At 70.0% G+C, this 17,006-nt stretch carries 23 protein-coding genes; 11 read left to right on the top strand and 12 right to left on the bottom strand.

What is annotated here, in order from left to right; all coding sequences use genetic code 11:
• The first annotated feature begins 20 nt into the window (after window positions 1–20).
• Window positions 21–563: a 3'-5' exonuclease gene (locus QSK25_RS43420; protein ID WP_285647355.1), complete on the top strand. Its 543-nt coding sequence runs from the start codon at window positions 21–23 to the stop codon at window positions 561–563.
• A 2-nt stretch (window positions 564–565) separates the two neighbouring features.
• On the opposite strand, the gene QSK25_RS43415 is transcribed toward QSK25_RS43420, so the two are convergent.
• Window positions 566–823 carry a hypothetical protein gene (locus QSK25_RS43415; RefSeq protein ID WP_285647353.1) on the bottom strand — a complete coding sequence of 86 codons (258 nt, stop codon included), beginning with the start codon at window positions 821–823 and terminating at the stop codon, window positions 566–568.
• A gap of 73 nt (window positions 824–896) precedes the next feature.
• On the opposite strand from QSK25_RS43415, the gene QSK25_RS43410 reads away from it, so the two are divergent.
• Window positions 897–1,709: a helix-turn-helix domain-containing protein gene (locus QSK25_RS43410; protein ID WP_285647351.1), complete on the top strand. Its 813-nt coding sequence runs from the start codon at window positions 897–899 to the stop codon at window positions 1,707–1,709.
• The gene (locus QSK25_RS43405) at window positions 1,679–1,891 is read left to right on the top strand and encodes a DUF397 domain-containing protein (protein WP_285647350.1); all 213 of its coding nucleotides are present in this window, start codon (window positions 1,679–1,681) and stop codon (window positions 1,889–1,891) included. Before QSK25_RS43410 ends, QSK25_RS43405 begins: the two co-directional genes overlap by 31 nt.
• On the opposite strand, the gene QSK25_RS43400 is transcribed toward QSK25_RS43405, so the two are convergent.
• Window positions 1,881–2,930: a DUF2855 family protein gene (locus QSK25_RS43400; RefSeq protein ID WP_285647349.1), complete on the bottom strand. Its 1,050-nt coding sequence runs from the start codon at window positions 2,928–2,930 to the stop codon at window positions 1,881–1,883. The two genes, QSK25_RS43405 and QSK25_RS43400, sit on opposite strands and share 11 nt — an antisense overlap.
• Window positions 2,931–2,969: 39 nt before the next feature.
• Here QSK25_RS43400 and QSK25_RS43395 point away from each other — a divergent pair, with 39 nt between their 5' ends.
• Window positions 2,970–3,536, top strand: a complete 567-nt coding sequence (locus QSK25_RS43395; RefSeq protein WP_285647348.1) for a TetR/AcrR family transcriptional regulator — start codon at window positions 2,970–2,972, stop codon at window positions 3,534–3,536.
• Here QSK25_RS43395 and QSK25_RS43390 read toward each other — a convergent pair whose 3' ends face one another.
• Together QSK25_RS43390 and QSK25_RS43385 are read right to left on the bottom strand one after the other, a co-directional pair.
• A complete protein-coding gene (locus QSK25_RS43390; protein ID WP_177230067.1) occupies window positions 3,537–3,989 on the bottom strand; it encodes a MaoC family dehydratase in 453 nt (150 codons plus the stop codon). It abuts the gene before it with no gap.
• Window positions 3,990–4,000: 11 nt separating this feature from the next.
• Entirely contained in the window at window positions 4,001–4,753 is a 753-nt protein-coding gene (locus QSK25_RS43385) for an SDR family oxidoreductase (RefSeq protein WP_285647345.1), read from the bottom strand.
• 129 nt (window positions 4,754–4,882) lie between these two features.
• Between QSK25_RS43385 and QSK25_RS43380 the strand changes: the two genes are divergently transcribed.
• From QSK25_RS43380 to QSK25_RS43370, 3 genes are read left to right on the top strand one after another with little or no spacing between them, the layout of a single operon-like run.
• A complete protein-coding gene (locus QSK25_RS43380; RefSeq protein WP_285647343.1) occupies window positions 4,883–5,683 on the top strand; it encodes an SDR family NAD(P)-dependent oxidoreductase in 801 nt (266 codons plus the stop codon).
• Between the two features lie 2 nt (window positions 5,684–5,685).
• Window positions 5,686–6,657 carry a quinone oxidoreductase family protein gene (locus tag QSK25_RS43375; protein WP_285647342.1) on the top strand — a complete coding sequence of 324 codons (972 nt, stop codon included), beginning with the start codon at window positions 5,686–5,688 and terminating at the stop codon, window positions 6,655–6,657.
• Between the two features lie 13 nt (window positions 6,658–6,670).
• The gene (locus QSK25_RS43370) at window positions 6,671–7,012 is read left to right on the top strand and encodes an HIT domain-containing protein (protein WP_285647340.1); all 342 of its coding nucleotides are present in this window, start codon (window positions 6,671–6,673) and stop codon (window positions 7,010–7,012) included.
• 69 nt (window positions 7,013–7,081) lie between these two features.
• Here QSK25_RS43370 and QSK25_RS43365 read toward each other — a convergent pair whose 3' ends face one another.
• From QSK25_RS43365 to QSK25_RS43345, 5 genes are all read right to left on the bottom strand, one after another.
• Window positions 7,082–7,549: a DUF6319 family protein gene (locus QSK25_RS43365; protein WP_352237063.1), complete on the bottom strand. Its 468-nt coding sequence runs from the start codon at window positions 7,547–7,549 to the stop codon at window positions 7,082–7,084.
• 93 nt (window positions 7,550–7,642) lie between these two features.
• The gene (locus tag QSK25_RS43360) at window positions 7,643–7,864 is read right to left on the bottom strand and encodes a hypothetical protein (RefSeq protein ID WP_285647339.1); all 222 of its coding nucleotides are present in this window, start codon (window positions 7,862–7,864) and stop codon (window positions 7,643–7,645) included.
• Window positions 7,861–9,027, bottom strand: a complete 1,167-nt coding sequence (locus QSK25_RS43355; RefSeq protein ID WP_285647337.1) for a S8 family peptidase — start codon at window positions 9,025–9,027, stop codon at window positions 7,861–7,863. The genes QSK25_RS43360 and QSK25_RS43355 overlap by 4 nt, the downstream gene beginning before the upstream one ends.
• A 63-nt stretch (window positions 9,028–9,090) precedes the next feature.
• A complete protein-coding gene (locus tag QSK25_RS43350) occupies window positions 9,091–10,242 on the bottom strand; it encodes a cation:proton antiporter (protein WP_382445689.1) in 1,152 nt (383 codons plus the stop codon).
• 26 nt (window positions 10,243–10,268) lie between these two features.
• On the bottom strand, window positions 10,269–10,742 hold the full coding sequence (locus QSK25_RS43345) for a cation:proton antiporter regulatory subunit (protein ID WP_285647335.1): 474 nt from the start codon (window positions 10,740–10,742) through the stop codon (window positions 10,269–10,271).
• An 18-nt stretch (window positions 10,743–10,760) separates the two neighbouring features.
• Here QSK25_RS43345 and QSK25_RS43340 point away from each other — a divergent pair, with 18 nt between their 5' ends.
• The 3 genes from QSK25_RS43340 to aroH all read left to right on the top strand — a co-directional run bounded on the left by QSK25_RS43340 (window position 10,761) and on the right by aroH (window position 12,661).
• Window positions 10,761–11,861 carry a DUF1015 family protein gene (locus QSK25_RS43340; protein ID WP_285647334.1) on the top strand — a complete coding sequence of 367 codons (1,101 nt, stop codon included), beginning with the start codon at window positions 10,761–10,763 and terminating at the stop codon, window positions 11,859–11,861.
• A gap of 82 nt (window positions 11,862–11,943) precedes the next feature.
• The gene (locus QSK25_RS43335; protein ID WP_285647333.1) at window positions 11,944–12,264 is read left to right on the top strand and encodes an STAS domain-containing protein; all 321 of its coding nucleotides are present in this window, start codon (window positions 11,944–11,946) and stop codon (window positions 12,262–12,264) included.
• Window positions 12,265–12,298: 34 nt separating this feature from the next.
• The gene (gene aroH / locus QSK25_RS43330; protein ID WP_285647332.1) at window positions 12,299–12,661 is read left to right on the top strand and encodes a chorismate mutase; all 363 of its coding nucleotides are present in this window, start codon (window positions 12,299–12,301) and stop codon (window positions 12,659–12,661) included.
• Here aroH and QSK25_RS43325 read toward each other — a convergent pair.
• The gene (locus QSK25_RS43325) at window positions 12,651–13,571 is read right to left on the bottom strand and encodes a homocysteine S-methyltransferase family protein (protein WP_285647330.1); all 921 of its coding nucleotides are present in this window, start codon (window positions 13,569–13,571) and stop codon (window positions 12,651–12,653) included. The two genes, aroH and QSK25_RS43325, sit on opposite strands and share 11 nt — an antisense overlap.
• 88 nt (window positions 13,572–13,659) lie before the next feature.
• Here QSK25_RS43325 and QSK25_RS43320 point away from each other — a divergent pair, with 88 nt between their 5' ends.
• Window positions 13,660–14,388, top strand: a complete 729-nt coding sequence (locus QSK25_RS43320; RefSeq protein WP_285647328.1) for a hypothetical protein — start codon at window positions 13,660–13,662, stop codon at window positions 14,386–14,388.
• 17 nt (window positions 14,389–14,405) lie between these two features.
• Here the strand turns inward: QSK25_RS43320 and QSK25_RS43315 are convergent, their stop codons facing one another.
• Complete coding sequence (locus QSK25_RS43315) at window positions 14,406–14,846, bottom strand: pyridoxamine 5'-phosphate oxidase family protein (protein WP_285647326.1); 441 nt, start codon at window positions 14,844–14,846, stop codon at window positions 14,406–14,408.
• A 70-nt stretch (window positions 14,847–14,916) separates the two neighbouring features.
• Window positions 14,917–16,968, bottom strand: coding sequence for an NACHT domain-containing protein (locus QSK25_RS43310; protein ID WP_285647324.1), 2,052 nt, complete (start codon window positions 16,966–16,968; stop codon window positions 14,917–14,919).
• Between the last annotated feature and the right edge of the window lie 38 nt (window positions 16,969–17,006).

Genomic DNA, 17,006 nt, shown 5'->3' with positions numbered 1-17,006 from the left:
GGGCGGGGGACGATCAGCACGTGATCGCGTTGGACGAGGTGCTGGTGGTGGACGTGGAGTCGACGTGCTGGGAGGGCACGCCGCCGCCCGATGAGGTCTCGGAGATCATCGAGGTCGGGCTCTGCCCGGTCGAGGTGGCCACCGGGAAGCGGGGCGAGCGGCGTTCCGTGCTGGTGCGGCCGTCCCGTTCGCGCGTCAGCCCGTTCTGCACCCGGCTGACCACGCTCACGCAGGCCGATGTGGACGGTGGCGTCTCGTTCGCCGAGGCGTGCGCGGTGCTGCGCAAGGAGTTCCGGTCCGACCGGCGCGTGTGGGCGTCGTACGGCGACTACGACCGCAAGATGTTCGAACGACAGTGCGCGGACTTCGGCGTCCGCTACCCGTTCGGCCCCAGGCACCTGAACGTCAAGACGCTCTTCGCGCTGACGCACGCGCTGCCGCGCGAGGTCGGCATGGCCGAGGCGGTGCGGCTGACCGGCAGGAAGATCGACGGCACGCACCACCGCGGCCACGACGACGCGTTCAACATCGCCGGACTGCTGGTCGGCCTGCTGCGGCGGTGAGATCACCTGTTCGGAGGATTCCAGTCGAGTCCGACGGTGCAGACGCGGGTTTCGTCCCTCCACACCGTGATGGCGAACGTGCCCGTCTCCGCTGACACTCGGGTGAGGTATTCGGTGGCGCAGGCGACGGTGTAGCGGGACTTCCAGTCGGCGTCTTTCTTTATGTACCAACCATGATCTGTCACGGACTCGACGTAGGCCAGGGTGAGCCGGCCGTTCCGGCTGCGGCGGTGGTACTGGATGCTGTGGACGTACTCCATGCGTTGGACGGTCCTCATCAGACCCCGCCACCGTGATTCACGAATGTCAGATCTCGTCCGTAACGTTTGGGGTATGTCCGACCCCACGTTCCGGCAGGTGCGCCTCGGTGAGGCCTTGAAGAGGCTGCGTGAGCGTGCGGGGCTGAGCCAGCGTGAGGCTGCCTACCGGCTGAGGTACAACTACCAGAAGCTGAGCCGTATCGAGAACGGTCAGCTGCCGGAGTTCCACGGTCTGCGCGCGATGCTCGACCTGTACGGCGTGCTCGTGTCGGAGGAGGCGCCGTACATCGACATGTGGGAGCGCGCCGGCGAGAAGGGCTGGTGGCATCCGTACGGGCCCGACAAGAACGGCTACATCAGCTTGGAACACGACGCTGTCCGGGTGAGCGAGTTCTCGCTGGGTTATATCCCCGGTTTGCTGCAAGCCGAGAGCTACATGCGGGCTGTGTTCTTGGGCTGGCAGGTCCAGCGTTCGCGGAAGTGGATCGAGAACCAGATCGAGATCCGGATGAGGCGCCAGCAGCGCCTGGTCGATGATGATCCGCTTTCGTACCACGCGGTGATCGCCGAGGCCGCCCTGCGGCACGCGGACCAGGCGCAGCTTCTCCACATCGGCGAGCTGGGGCGGTTGCCCAACGTCAAAGCTCAGGTGCTGCCGGAGTCCGCGGGCCTGAACGACGGGCACAACGGGTCGTTCGTACTGCTGGACTTCGCCTATCCCGGTGAAATGTCGGTGCTCTACGTCGAGCATCCGGCGGGTGCCACCCACATCGAGGACGCCGAGCGGGTCAAGGCCAGTAGAGTGACCTTCAAGCATCTCTCGAAACTCGCGTTGACTCCTGAGGAGTCGGCTGAGTGGATCGGGAGGTTGTCCAGCAGGAGGTAGGGATCGACGTGTGGCGGAAGAGCAGCCGCAGCAATGGCAGTGCGGACGCCAACTGCGTGGAGATCGCCCTGGACGGCCCCGCCGCCCGCATCCGCGACTCGAAGGGCCGGGCGGACGCCACGGTCGCGGCGCCCGCCTGGGGTGCGTTCCTCGCGATGGTCAAGGAGCAGGTCAGAAGGTGATCACGTCGGCGCTCGCCGGGGCCGCCTTCCCCGCCAGCACCGTCCTCCACACCTCGACCAGCTCCTCCGGCCCGCTGTGGTGCGCGACGGCCACCCAGTCGCCCGCCCGCGCGGTGAACCCCCGCCACGCCTGTCCGAACCGCTGAGCGAGCCCGTCGGCGCCCCAGTCGGCGGTCCGCTTGCGCAGCTGGTCGGGTGCGAAGAAGAACTCCGACCGCTCGTCCTGCGACGGCGCCTTGTGGGTCAGGCCGATCGAGATGTCCTTCTTCAGCTCGGCCCCGAGCCGTGAGTGCAGCGCCGACCGCACCTCGGCCGACCCGCTGAAGTCCAGGTACACCGACGGCTCGACGTCCACCGGGGCGTCGTAGGGGAGCACGGTGTCGTAGAGGCCGAGGCCCTCGGTGAACGCCACGTTGCGCGGCGAGGTGAGGCCGACGAGCCGCACCCCGGCGTTGCGCAGGCACTGGGCCGTGCCGAACGCCGTCTTGCTCGACGCCGACGAGATCACGACGGTCCGGGCGCCGTGGAACGAGTTGTCCACCAGCTGGTCGGCCAGCAGGAACGAGGTGAGGAACAGCGGCCGGTACAGCACCTGCAGGTCTTCCAGCGCCTCGTCGTAGGCCGGGTCCTGGGTGGTCACCAGGTAGCTGTTGTAGACCGCGGGCAGGTCGGCGCGGTGGCCGGCGGTGTCCACGAAGCCGGAGGAGGTGAGCTTCGGCCGTGCGACGAAGTGGCTGGCCATCGGCAGGTAGCCGTAGACGCGGGTGCCGGGCGCGAGCCCGTCCACAGTGGACTCGACGACGTCGGCGAAGCCCCAGACCGGGACGACGCCCTGGTGCTCGGCACCTGCGGGGAAGAAGCGCCAGTAGCCGATGACGTCGCCGATCACGCCGTAGGTGACGTTGTTGGCGGTGAGGCCGACGCGGCTGACCCTCAGCAGCACCTCGCCGTCGGACAGGCCGGCCGGCGGTTCGTCGTGCAGCACTTCGGTTTTGGCGAGGTCGCCGCGGTCGGCGACGACGGTCCAGCGACTGATCATTGCCTGGGATCTCCTCGGTCGGGAGGTACGCTCACGGTCGTGACCGTGCCTGAAAGACTGATCGACGCCGCCACCCGCCTGTTCGCGGACAAGGGGTACGAACGCGTCGCCGTGCAGGAGATCGTCGAGCACGCCGGTGTCACCAAAGGCGCTATGTACCACTACTTCGGGTCCAAGGACGACCTGCTGCACGAGATCTACGGGCGGCTGCTGCGCTTGCAGACCGAGCACCTGGAGAAGATCGCGGAGAGCAGGGGTCCGATCACCGAACGGCTCCGCGAGGCCGCCGTCGACGTGATCGTCACCAGCATCGACGACTTCGACGCCGCCAGGGTGTTCTTCCGGTCGATGAACCACCTGTCGGCCGAGAAGCAGAAGGAGGTCCGGGCCGAACGGCGGCGCTACCACGAGAAGTTCCGCGGCCTCGTCGAGGAGGGGCAGGCGGACGGGACGTTCCGCGCCGACGTGCCCGCCGACGTCGCGACGTACTACTTCTTCGGCTCGCTGCACCAGCTCGGCACCTGGTACCGCCCGGACGGCGACATGCCGCCCGGACGGCTGGCCGAGCACTACGCGGACCTGCTGATCCACAGCCTCAGGCCCTGATCAGGGCACGATCACGCTGACGATCTCGGCGACGCACGCGGGCTTCTCGCTGCCCTCGATCTCGATGACGACCTTGGTCACGAGCTGCTTGCCCAGCGCGATGTCGGTGACGTCGAGCAGCTCGACCCCGCCGCGCACCCTGGCGCCGACCAGCACCGGCTGCGGGAAGCGGACCTTGTTGCTGCCGTAGTTCACGCCCATCTTGATGTTCTTGACCGTGTAGACGTCCCGCACCAGGTACGGCACCAGCGACAACGTCAGGTAGCCGTGCGCGACCGGACCGCCGAACGGTCCCTTCGCGGCCTTCTCGACGTCGATGTGGATCCACTGGTGGTCGAGCGTCGCGTCGGCGAACAGGTTGACCTGCTCCTGCGTGATCTCGTGCCACTCGCCGAACCCGAGGTGCTGACCCTTGGCGGCGACGAGCTCGTCGATGTTCTCGAAAGCGCGCATGGTGGGCGTCCTCAGTCCTTCGGTCCGCCGGCGACGTAGATGACCTGGCCGGACACGAACCCGGCACCCTCGCTGACGAGGAACGACGCGGTGTGCGCGATGTCCTCCGGCTGGCCGACGCGCGCGACCGGGATCGCCTGCGCCGCGCCGTTCACGAGGTCCTCGAACGAGATCTTCATGCGCTCGGCGGTCGCCTTCGTCATCTCGGTGGCGATGAAGCCGGGCGCGATCGCGTTGACCGTGACGCCGAACTTGCCGAGCTCGATCGCGAGGGTCTTCGTGAAGCCCTGCAGGCCGGCCTTGGCGGCGGAGTAGTTGGCCTGGCCGCGGTTGCCGAGTGCGGAGGTGCTCGACAGGTTGACGATGCGGCCGAAGCCTTCCTTCGTCTGGAACGCCTGCACGGCCTTGCTCATCAGGAACGCGCCGCGCAGGTGCACGTTCATGACCGTGTCCCAGTCGCTCGCGGTCATCTTGAACAGCAGGTTGTCGCGCAGCACGCCGGCGTTGTTGATCAGCACGGTCGGCGCGCCGAGGTCCTCGGCGACCTTCGTGACCGCGGCGTTGACCTGGTCCTCGTCGGCGACGTCGACCTTGAGGCCGATGGCGCGCCCACCACTCGCGACGATCTTCTCGGCGCCCTCGAGCACGCCCTGCTCGTCGAGGTCGAGCAACGCGACGGCCAGGCCGTCCGCGGCGAGACGCTGCGCGACCGCGGCACCGATGCCACGAGCCGCGCCGGTGACGATCGCAACCCTGTCGGCCACGGGTCCTCCTTCGGTTCAGGGTGGTGAGCTAAGCAAGCGCTTAGTAACGTACCTATCAGTCAGCTTGACGTCCAGGCCTGTCCGGACGACCATACCGACTGGTCGGAATGTTGCACTACGAGGAGGCAGGTGCCCGTGGAACTCACCGGCAAGGTCGCGCTCATCACCGGCGGCTCCAACGGCATCGGCGCCGCGTCCGCCCGGCGGCTCGCGTCGCTCGGTGCCCACGTCGTGGTGGCGGACGTGGACGAGGACCGGGGCAAGGCCGTCGCCGACGAGATCGGCGGCGTCTTCGTGCGCTGCGACGTGACGGTCCCGTCGGACTCCGCCGAGGCCGTCGCCGTGGCCGTGAGCACCTACGGCGGGCTCGACATCGCGTTCCTGAACGCCGGCATCGGCACCGGCCGCTCGCTCGGCGACGACTTCGACTTCGAGCTCTACCGCCGTGCGATGGCGATCAACGTCGACGGCGTCGTCTACGGCGCGCACCACGCGTTGCCGGAGCTGCGCAAGCGCGGTGGCCAGATCATCGCCACGGCGTCGATGGCGGGCCTGATGCCCACGCCCGGCGACCCGGTCTACGGCGCGAACAAGGCCGCGGTCGTCGGTCTGGTCCGCGCGCTCGGCGGTGCGTACCAGGACATCCGCGTGAACGCCCTGTGTCCCGCGTTCGCCGACACCAACATCATCGTCCCGCTGCGGTCGGCCCTCGACGAGGTGGGCATGCCGATCCTGCCGGTGTCCGTGGTCGTCGACGCGTTCATGTCCATTGTGGAGGGTTCCGGTACCGGCGAGGCCTGGTTCGTCCAGTCCGGCCGCCCGGCGGAGCCGTTCACCTTCCGCAACCCACCGGGCCCCCGTGCCGCGGACGGCTCGCGAATCGCGGCCGCGCAGAAGGACCCCATCTCGCTCGCCCTCAAGGAGAAGTGACCGTGCGTGCCATCCAGATCACCGAGTTCGGCGGGCCCGAGGTGCTCCAGCAGGTGGAGCTGCCCGACCCGGTCGCGGGCGAGGGCGAAGTCCTGATCTCCGTGTCGCGCGCGGGCCTGAACTACGCCGACACGCACCAGGCCGAGAACTCCTACCTGGCGCGGATGGAGTTGCCGCTGGTGCCCGGCGGCGAGGTCGTCGGCACCACTCCCGACGGGCGCCGGGTCGTGGCGTTGACCAAGAACTCCGGCGGCTACGCGGAGAAGGCCGTCGCGCCCGCGTTGACGACCTTCGACGTGCCGGACGGCGTGGACGACCTGACGGCGTTGTCGTTGATCGTTCAGGGCGCCACGGCCTGGTTGCTGCTGCGGAAGTCGACTCACATGGAGCCCGGTGAGTCGGTCGTCGTGCACGCTGCCGCGGGTGGTGTGGGGACGATCGCCGTGCAGCTGGCCAAGCTGTGGGGAGCTGGGCGGGTCATCGCCACGGCTTCTTCCGAGGAGAAGCGGGAGTTGGCGCTTTCGCTCGGGGCCGATGTCGCCATCGACTCACGGGCTGCTGACATGACCGCCGCGTTGAAGGAAGCCAATGGCGGGCGGCGGGTTGATGTCGTCCTGGACATGACCGGGGGTGTGGTCACTGACCAGTCGTTGGTGGCGCTGGCTCCGTTCGGGCGGCTTGCGTTTTACGGCATGGCCTCGCGGGAAAGGCCGAAGCCGGTCGACCTCGGGGCGTTGCTGGTGCACTCCACGGCCGTTGCGGGTATGTGGCTGCCGCACGCTTTGAAGGTCCGGGACGCCGAGCACGGGACTCTGGCGCATCGGGCGATGGCCGAGCTGTTCCAGCTCGTGGTGGACGGGAAGTTGAAGGCCGTTCCCGGTGGGGAGTACGGGATGGGCGAGATCCGGCAGGCGCACGAGGACCTGCGGTCTCGGCGCACCGCTGGGAAGCTCCTGCTCGACCCGTCTCGCTGACCCGGCGCCGGGCATGGGGCCTGACTGGTACTGCGACGAGGTGATCCCGGGCAGGGTGGACGTGGAGGTCCTCGCGCGGACCGAGCACACGCTGGCGTTCCGCCCGCCCCTGCCCGGTTTCGGCACCGATCACGTCATCGTGATCCCCACCCGGCACGTCGCCTCGCTGCTCGACCTCGACGACGACCTGGCCGTGGAACTCCTGGCCACCGTCAAGAAGGTCGCGGCCAGGGCTGTCGACGAGCACGGCGGTTGCCAGGTGCTGACCACCCTGGGCGACGAGCAGCACAACAAGCACCTGCACTGGCACGTCGCGGTCGGCGCCGGAGTCGCCCGGTTCGTCTCGCGCGCCTGACCCGCCGCACCCCGACACGCCGCAGGGCGGCCCGCGTCGTCGCGGACCGCCCTGCTCGCGTGCTGCTGGTTACTCCGAGAGCTCGGCCAGCTGGGCCTTCACCTTGGCCAGCTCGGCCTCCAGCTCCTCCATGCGGGTGCGGTGCTGGTCGCGCGCCGCCTCGAGCACCGACTCGATGCCCTCGGCGATGTCCTCGTGCAGCTCCTTGGCCGCCTTGGAGACCGCGATGGCCGGGATGACCAGGCCCGACACGACGCGCTGCGTGCCGTGGACCAGGTCCGCCTGCCACTCGCCCTCCGCGGAGGCGGTCACCGTGAGCGTGAGCTCCACGGTGCGCGTCTTCTTCGCCGTGCTCTTCGGGCGGCCGGCCTTCGGCTTCTCAGCCTTGGGAGCCTCGACCTTGGGCTCTTCGGCCTTCGGCGCCTCGGCGGGCGCGGGCGCCTCGACGGGCTTCGGGGCCTCGGGCGCGGTGGCCGCCGGAGTCTCCTCCACGACGGTCTCCTCGACTGCCTTCACCTCGGTGAGCGTGTCCGACACGATCAGGTTTCCTCTCTGCGCAACGACGTGACCCCGCGCACAGCATAGAACACGTGTTCGATCAGCCGTGAATGGGGTCAGCGCAGAGCCTAGTCAGTACGGCGGGAGCTGCACGCGCCACTGCCGTTCCACGTCGAGGACACCCGGGACCGCCTGCAGCGCCGGGATCGCCTTGACCTCGGCGGTGCCGGTGACGACGCCCAGGGCCTCGAGGACCGTGTCCACGACCAGGCCCGCCTCCCGCAGGTCGTCGAGCACCCGCGGGAGGCTGCCCTCGGTCACGGAGACCATCACCTGGTCCACCGGAGCGGTCATGGCGCCTGGACGAGTCCGGCGCCGATGTCGGTGGACGGCAGCGGCAGGCGCAGGGCCGTGCCGACGAGGCGTGCCCACAGCTCGTAGCCGCGCGCGCCGGTCTTCTCGGCGATCAGCACCGCGACGCCCGCGGCGTGCGGGGTGGCCATGGACGTGCCGCGCAGGCGGCGGTAGGTCTCCGGCAGCTTGAACGACGAGTACACGTCCACGCCCGGCGCGCACACGTCGATCTGGCCGATCTTGTCCGCCGAACCCGAGGAGAACGACGCGATCGCGCGGTTCACGTCGATCGCGGCCACGGCGATGATGCTGGGGCACCGGGCCGGGTGACCGACCGGCGCGATCCGGCCGGGACGCGTGGAGGCGTTGCCCGCCGCCGCGATGATCAGCGTGCCCTTGGCCAGCGCGCGCTGCGCCACGGTCTCGTAGATCTGCGAGTACGGCGTGCCCGCGGGGACGTCCGCGCCGAGCGACATCGAGATGATCGCGCAGCCGTTGGTGACGGCCCAGTCGATGCCCGCGAGGATGCCGCCGTCGGAACCGGAACCGGCGTTCGACAGCACCTTGCCCGCGAAGATCTCCGCCTCGAACGCGACGCCGTATCCGGGCAGCGTGGCGGGCTTGCGCGGGCCCGCGGACGTGCCGATGCAGTGCGTGCCGTGGCCGTGACCGTCCTGCACGTCCTCACCGTTGATGAACGACCTCGTGGTGATCGCGCGGCCCGCGAAGTCCGGGTGGTTCTTCTCCCAGCCGGTGTCCAGGACCGCGATCTTGACGCCCTTGCCGGTGGCCGTGCTGACGTCCGCGCCGACCGCCTGCAACCCCCAGGTCAGCACCGATTCGTCCGCCGCCGCGGCCACGTCCTCCGCGACCGGTGCGGCGTCGTCGTCCTGGAACGCGTGCACGACGCGTTCCGGCTCCACGATCTGCACCGGTCCGGGACGGCCGGCCGCGTTGTTCAGCTCGGCCAGCAGGTTCGGGTCGGCGGACACGACCGCGACGCCGAGCTCCGGGAAGACCTGCACGGTCTCCGCGTCCAGATCACCGCTGTTGAGGTCGAACCCGGCGATCGCGCCGAGCTCGGCCAGCCCCTCTTCGACGGCGTCTTCCTGCAGCAGCACCAGGAACCGGCCGGTGGTCTCCACTTCTACGGGTTCGGTCATGACGTTTCGCCCCTACTCTCCGTCTAGCTCTCACTAGAGAGTCGTCACATCGGGGCACTCGTTTCAGGCCATTTGCCGTCTGCGCTGAAAGAATTCACCGATTGGCTCAACGTACTTCGCCGCGATGGGCCCGAGGATCGCCATCAGCAGCACGTAGGCGGTCGCCAGCGCCGCCAGGTCGCCGTTCACCTGCCCGGACGCCACGGCCAGACCGGCGATGACGATGGAGAACTCGCCGCGCGCCACCAGTGCCGCGCCCGCCCGCATGCGACCCATCTTGCCGATGCCCTGCCGCCGGGCAGCCCACCAGCCGGTGAAGACCTTCGTCGCCGTCGTCACGACCGCCAGCGCCACCGCGATGCCGAGCACGGGCGGGATCGACGTCGGATCGGTGTTCAACCCGAACACGACGAAGAACATCGCGGCGAACAGGTCCCGCAACGGCTCCAGCAGGCGCGTCGCGTTCTCGGCCGTCGACCCGGAGATCGCGATGCCGAGGAGGAACGCGCCGACCGCCGCCGACACCTGCAGCTGCGACGCGATGCCCGCCACGAGCAGCGCCGAGCCGAGCAGCTTGAGCAGGAACACCTCGTGGTCCGGACTGTCCACGATGGCCGAGATGAACCGGCCGTACTTCAACGCCACCACCAGGACCACGGTGATGGCGAGCAACGAGATGCCGACGGACGTCAGTCCGCCGAGGAACGTCACACCGGCCAGCACGGCCGTCAGCACCGGCAGGTAGACGGCCATCGCGAGGTCCTCGAACACGAGCACCGACAGCACGACGGGCGTCTCGCGGTTGCCCAGCCGTCCGAGGTCGCCGAGCACCTTCGCGACGATGCCGGACGACGAGATGTACGTGACGCCCGCCATCGCCAGCGCGCCGACCGTGCCCCAGCCGAGCATCAACGCCACGATCGCGCCCGGCGCCGCGTTCAGCACCAGGTCGAGCACGCCCGCCATCCACGACTTCTTGAGTCCGGTGGTGAGTTCCGAGGCCGAGTATTCGAGACCGAGCAGCAGGAGCAGCAGCACGACGCCGATCTCGCTGGCGAGGTGCGTGAACTCCTCGATGCCGTGCAACGGCACCAGCCCGCCGTCGCCGAACGCGAGCCCGCCGATCAGGTAGAGCGGGATCGGGGAGATGCCGGCGCGTCTGGCCACACGACCCAACAGGCCGAGGCCGAAGAAGACCGCGCCGAGCTGGATCATGGCGATTGTTGTCTCGTGCACTGTGCTTAACCGCCGTGGAGGATCTCAGCGGCGGCGTCGAGGCCCTCCGCGGTACCGACGACGACCGCGAGGTCACCGTTTTCGAAGAGGAAGTCGGGGCCTGGCGACGGATGCGCGTTGCCCGCGCGCACGACGGCCACGATGGACACACTGGTCCTGGTGCGCAGAGCGGTCTCACCGAGCGTGCGGTTCGCGAACGCGGTGACCGGCAGCTGCCGCGTCGTGATGCCCGCGATGTCGCGGGTCTCCTCGCGCAGGTGCGCGACGAGCTGCGGCGCGCCCAGCAGGCCCGCGAGCGTGCTCGCCTCCTCCGGCGACAGCGGTATCGACGCCGAACACGAGTCCGGGTCGTTGGCTTTGGACACGATGAGTTCGAACTTGCCGTCGCGATAGGTGATCACGCCGACACGTCGTCCGGCGCGGATCATGAAGTCCTGGCGCGTCCCGATGCCCGGCAGGGGCGTGATCTCCACGTTCACACAGATCATGATACGGGGATGTCATCGCGTGTACGCCCCGTGCGTCACGGCTGGGTGGTACGCGAGCGCGTGCCCGGCCCGGACGTCGACGAGTTCGCCGAACCCGGCCAGGTGATCGGGGCGCTCGCCAGAGCCCCGCACGGCACGTTGCTGGCCGTCCAGCACCCCCACCGCACGCCCGCCGCGCTGGCGGCGGGCACCGGCCTGCCGGCCGCGCTGCCCGCCGCCCGCACCGAGCTCGCGGCGTTGATCCGGCGGGCGTACCGCGAGGTCGACGACGTCGTGGCGCCGTACCGGGTGGACGGTCCGGACGGCACGGCGTGCGGCCTGCTGTGCCTGGTCGACCCGGACGGCATCGAGCACACCGAGGACGTCTACCCGGACGTGGTCGCCGAACGCGGCCGGGTGCTCGCCTCGCTCGGCATCGCCACCAGCGCCGCCATGCTGATCCCGATCACGCCGCACGACGGGCTGACCGACCTGGTGCTCGGCATGACCGAGGAGCCCGCGGTCTCGCTGGTCGACTCGGGCGGGCGGCGGCACTGGGTGTGGCTGGTCGGGCCCGGCTCGGAGCAGGACCGGTTCCTGGAGGCCGCGGGCGCGCACCCGTTGCTGGTGGCGGACGGCAACCACCGGGTCGCGGCGGCGCGCGAGGCGGGGCTCGCCGGGTTGCTGGCGCTCGTCACGTCCGGGCCCGGCCTGCGGGTCGGGCCGATCCACCGGGCGGTCGTCGGCACCGGGCTGACGGCGTCCGACCTGGTGACGGCGTGGGAACGGGTCGGGCTGACGGTGTCGGCGCTGCCGTACGTCGTCGACCCGGAACCGGGCGTGGTCGTGGTGCGCTGCCCCGACGAGGTGTTGCGGGTCGAACTGCCCGCGGGACGGGGCATCGACCACGCCGTGGTGGAGTCGGTGCTGCTCGGCGAGGCGTTGGGGCTGGACCCCGAGAGCCCGTGCGTGCGGCCCGTGGTCGACCCGGCCGTGGAGGCCGAGGCGGTGCTGCTGATCGCGCCCGTGCCGATGGGGGAGGTGCTGTCGGGCCGCAAGATGCCGCGCAAGAGCACCTACTTCACGCCGAAGCCGCGCAGCGGGTTGCTGCTCGCCGACCTGGCACAGTAGAGGCGTTTCGGGGCCGACCGGCACTGGTGTCGGGCGGGCCGGGTGGCGTTTCCTGGCGCTCCCGAGCCTTGAGGCGCCCGCGATGAGTCCGAGACCGAGCCTGCTGGAGGTGCGCCGCCGCGGCGCGGTGGTGGCGCTCGTCGGCGAGGTCGACCTGAACACCTGCGACCTGCTGCGTTCCGAACTGGCGCTCGCCTGCGCGCCGGGCCCGGGTTCCGATGACGTGGTGATCGACTTCTCCGGGCTGACGTTCATCGGGTCGAGCGGGCTGCGGGTGCTGATCGAGGCGGCCGAGTCGCTGGGGGAGCGGCGGCTCGTGCTCGTCGGCGGCGGGTGGGCGATCTACGTCGTGAACCTGCTCGGCCTGACGGCCCGGTTCCCGAACATCGTTGTGGAGCAATGACCTGTCCACTGAGGACGCTGCTACTGTCGGTGGCATGGCGGTGCGAGCGATCAGGGGAGCCACGCAGATCGACGCGGACTCGCGCGACCTGCTGCTGGAGGCGACGGCCGAGCTGGTGCGGGAGGTGTTGTCCTGCAACGCCTTGACGCCGGACGACCTGATCTCCGTGGTGCTCACCGCGACACCCGACCTGGTGTCCGAGTTCCCCGCCTACGCCGCCCGCCAGGCGGGGCTCTCGGACGTGCCGCTGCTGTCCGCGACGGAGATCGCGGTGCCCGGCTCGATGCCGCGGGTGATCCGGTTGCTGGCGCACGTGGAGACGGACCTGCCGCGCTCGTCGATCAAGCACGTCTACCTGCGCGGGGCGGCGGCGTTGAGGACCGACCTCAACCACTGACCGCGCGGCTGATGGCGTCGACGTGCCGGTGGTCGGTACCGCAACAGCCACCCAGCACGGTCAGCAGCGGGAACTTCGCTCTGAGCGCGCGGTAGTCGTTCGCGAGCTCCGCGGGATCGCCGCGGTCGAGCGTCTCCGCCTCGTCGAGTTCGGCGTGGCTGAGCTTGGACGCGTTGGCTCTCAGGCCCCGGATCCGTTGTGCCCACGGCGCTTCCGGGTCGAGCGCGGGCGCGATGTGCGTCGGGTGCGCGCAGTTGACCATGTAGTAGGCCGGGTAGCCGACCGTGTCCTCGTCGACCCGCTCGATCGCGTGCCCGAGCGTCTCCCCGGACGGCAACTTCCCGTCCGTCTCGACGGTGAACGAGATGACGACCCGCACGTTCGCCTCGCGCGCGGCGTCGACGATGCCGGTGGCCTCCGCGGTGTTCGTCAGCGTCATGGCGGTGACGAGGTCCGCCGGGGTGTCCGCGAACGTCCTGATCTGCTTCGCGTGGTAGCCGCGTGCTTCGTCGCGGCTCATGGTCGTGTCGGGCCGGTAGGCGTCCCGTCGCGGCCCGACGCACCCGCTGATGACCACGGGGATCGCGAACCGCTGCCGCACGTCGAGCAGCAGGTCGACGGCCTTGCGGTTGGCTCCGGCGAGTTTCTTCGCGTCGTACCCGAGCCGCGCGCCCCAGTCCGCACTGGCCCGCCAGGTGGCGGTCTCGAGGACGACGCCGGCGCCGTCCCGTTCGGCGATGCCCGCGTACCGCTCGTAGTACCGGGTCAGCGCCGCGTGCCCGTCGGGGTCGTCGAGCAGCGGGAACGCCGCGAAGTCGGGCAGGTCGATGCCGTCGTCGAAGATCAGGGTGGTCTCGGCGCCGCCGTCGGTGAGGAAGAGCGTTTCTTGGAGCTGGGGCAGCTGCGTCATCGGGATGCCTCCCAGGTCGGAGGGCCCAGTGTGAGTCGGTTCCGCATGTTCCGCGCGCTAAAGTGGGCTGCTCACCGGGGGTGATCACGTGTTCCAGCCCTATCTGGCCGACTACCGCTACCACGCGTTGTTCAGGAACATGTCGCACGGGCCCGCCGGCGAGAGCGCGGACGCGCTCGTGCGGTCCTCCGGGCCGTTCGACGAACAGCAGTACCTGGGTCACCACCGCTGGGAGTGGACCGGTGTCCTGGAGGACGCCTCGCGCTTCAAGGGCCGTTACGACGACTCCTACGAGGTGACCGGAGCCGAGGCCGACCAGATCAGGCAGCGGGTCGACGCCCGCCGGCAGACCGCCGCCGACCTCGAACAGGAAGCGTCGTCGATCAGGGCGACGCGCGAAGCCCAGCCCGCCACCGGCGGTTTCGCCCTGTACCGCACCACGATCGACATGATCGATTTCAAGTCCGCCCTGGCCGTGACCGACGAACCGCCGCCCGCACACACCCCTGCGCTGCGGTTGGCGCTCTACGAACGACCGGAGCTGGAGGCGTGGATCGTCCTGCGCACGGCCCGCCGCCGAGCCGAACCGGTCGACGGCCACTACTACTTCGCCCTCTTCGACCGCCTCACGGACGTCCTCGACCCCGGCCGTGCGCACACGCTGATCCGCTGCCCGGACACGGGAAGAGTCCCGTGGGAGATCTACCGCGAAGGCTGGGAGGAGGGCGGCCACCCCGCTCACCACCACACGCTGCCCCTGGGGCGAGCGGACATCGGCCTCGTGCGGGCCGCAGTCAGGCCGGCGCCCCGCCCGTGACGGGGCGCCACCTCGACTCAGGCGCGGAAGTCCTTGCCGGGCAACCACCCGTTGGGGATGTCCGTCACGCGCCACGACGGCACCCCGACGCGCACGGCCCGGATCGGCGTGCCCAGGAACGGCGCGGCCTCCGGCACCTTGGCGACGAGGTGCTGCCGGACGACCTCGTCCTCGGCCCCATCGACCACCACGGCGGTCCCGCGCGCCTGCAGGAACGGCTCCATCGGAGACCCGGTGGACACCACGAGCGCGACCTCGGGGTTCTCCTCGATCGCCTTGAGCGTGCGCCCGCGCTCCTCCAGCACGAGCACGAGCGAGTGGGGCCCGTCCTCGGCGAAGTACACGCCGCTCACCCACGAGCCGTCCGAGCCCGCCGTGGCGAGGAACATCGACTTGTGCGCGGCCAGCGTGCGGTGCAGCAACGCCTCGACGTCGCCGCGCTGTTCAGTGGTGGTCACTGGAGACCTTTCGACTAAGCGGTTCATGCGCCCACCAGATCGGCGCGGTCCGCGCGCGCCTTTCGCCGATTCAGCCGATCGATACCTTCTGCCCGAAGTACTGCTGCAGCCGCTGGTGCCGGAACTCGTACGCCGCGCCCACCTGCCGCAGCACCCCGCGTTCGTGCGCCTCCTCCAGGAAGTCCATGAGGTGCCAGGGAAGCTTGCGGCACAACGCGAACCAGATCCGGGCAACGGTGAAGTCGATCCAGGCGCCTGCCATCGGCCACACGCACATCACAGCGGCGGCCATGCCGATCACGTAGACGAGCGAGGCGCCGGTGAACTCGTCCCTCGACCGGTACACGGCGGAGAACACGACGATCGTGGTCAGGAACACCGTCGTCCCCACGAAGATCGTGGCCGTGCGGTCGGCCGCGAGACTGCTCCGCGGGTTGATCGGCGCGGTGGCGGAGATCCTGTTCATCAGGAAGCCGGTGGAAAGCCCGAAACCGAAGACGGATCCCGCCATCGCCAGCACGCTCACCTCCGTCCCGCGCGACGCGATGAGGTCGCCGATCGTCACGGCGGCGAACCCGATCGCCACACCCAACACCAGATAGCGGAGCGACGATGCCCAGGAGATCGCGACGTAGACGGGGAGCGAGGCTTTCCAGGCGTTCGGCAGCACGCTGCGCAGCAACCCCACGAGCGCCCCGCCCGTCGCTCCCATCATCACTCCGCCGACGAGCACCGCGCACGACGCGGCGACCGTGCCCACCCACGTCGGTGACCGCACGACGTCCGTCACCAGCCCGCTGAGCAGGGTGATCGCGAAGTAGAGGAACCCGGCGAGCGCGCCCCGGCTCGCGGCGACGACCACGCGTGGCACCGGAAGCAGGAAGAACAGCCTCCACCACCCGAGGTTTCCCGCTGCGGGCTGCACCGCGAGCCTGCGGGCGAGGAAGGCCAACCACTTCCGAGGCTCTTCCGGCGACGGGTAGAGCGCCGGCAGGTAGGCCTCGAGCAGACGTTGCTCGACGGCGGCCGCGGTGGGCAACTCCACCAGGCCGGCCGGATCGGTTGACGGCGGCGTGAAAGCCGTCTTCGCCAGGTACACCGCGAGCGGCGTCGACAACGCCCGCGCGAGCACCCCGTCGGGTTCGTCGCCCAACGCCGTGACGACCGGTTGCCACCGCTCGTCACCCGCCACCGTGCCCGCCTCCAGGTACCGCGCCGCCTCCCCGGCGTCCACCGGCCTCAGTTCGACGACGGCCGCACGCCCGACCGGCGCTCCGGTCTCCCGGATGACCTCCTCGTAGTCCTCCGCCCGGCACGTGAGCAGCATCGGCTTGTTCCTGCCGACGAAGCGCGCGATGCCCCGCAGGGCGTCGGCCTTCAATGGAACCTCGTCCAGCGCGTCGAGCACGGGCAGGACGAGCCCGCCGTCGATCAGGTCTCTGGCGACGTCCGGGCCGTGCACGCCGCGATCGCGGAACACCGGGTGGTCCACCGCCAGCCGTTGCACCATCCACGCGTCCAGGTCCTGCGTGACCGGGTCCCACGACGCGAGAGAGAACAACACCGGCACCAGGTCGCCGGGGTCGCGCCGTCCGAGCAGCCGCAGCGTCAGCAGGATCGCCGCGCTCGTCTTCCCCGACCCCGGCTCGCCGAGCACCACGAGCTGATGACCAGGCAGTTCGTGCAGCGCGTCCGCCAGGTCGCCCACCCCACCCCGCAGCTTCAGCCGCACCGGCCGTCCTGAGACGGCACCCGTCCCGATGATCTCCGCGGCGCTCGGCGCGACCGGGCGTGCGGTCGACACCCAGCGCACGTCCAGCGGGTCCTGGCGGGTCAGCCCCCGCGACCCCGCCTCCCGTTCCCACTGCCTGCCCACGAGCCGAGCCAGGTCTTCCAACGCCTGTTCGGGGTCGCGGGCCGCGCGCACGGCGTTCGCGCGCAGGCCCAGCACGCCGAACACCACGGCCGCCACCAGCCCGGCGATCGTGAGCGGTGGCCCCATGATGCTGGCGAGCTTGTCGCCCGTCTCCATGACCTCGTCCGAGCCGGAAGCCCAGAACACGAGACCGGTGAGGAACACCACGAACGCCACGATGGCGAGCCGCCACCTGCCGAAGTTCACCGCGACATGATTCCGGATGATCGCCGCCGTTCCCGCCG

This window comes from Lentzea sp. NBRC 102530 (genome assembly GCF_030269365.1).
Taxonomy (GTDB): Bacteria; Actinomycetota; Actinomycetes; order Mycobacteriales; family Pseudonocardiaceae; genus Lentzea.
This window is presented reverse-complemented; position numbering and strand designations above follow the sequence as displayed.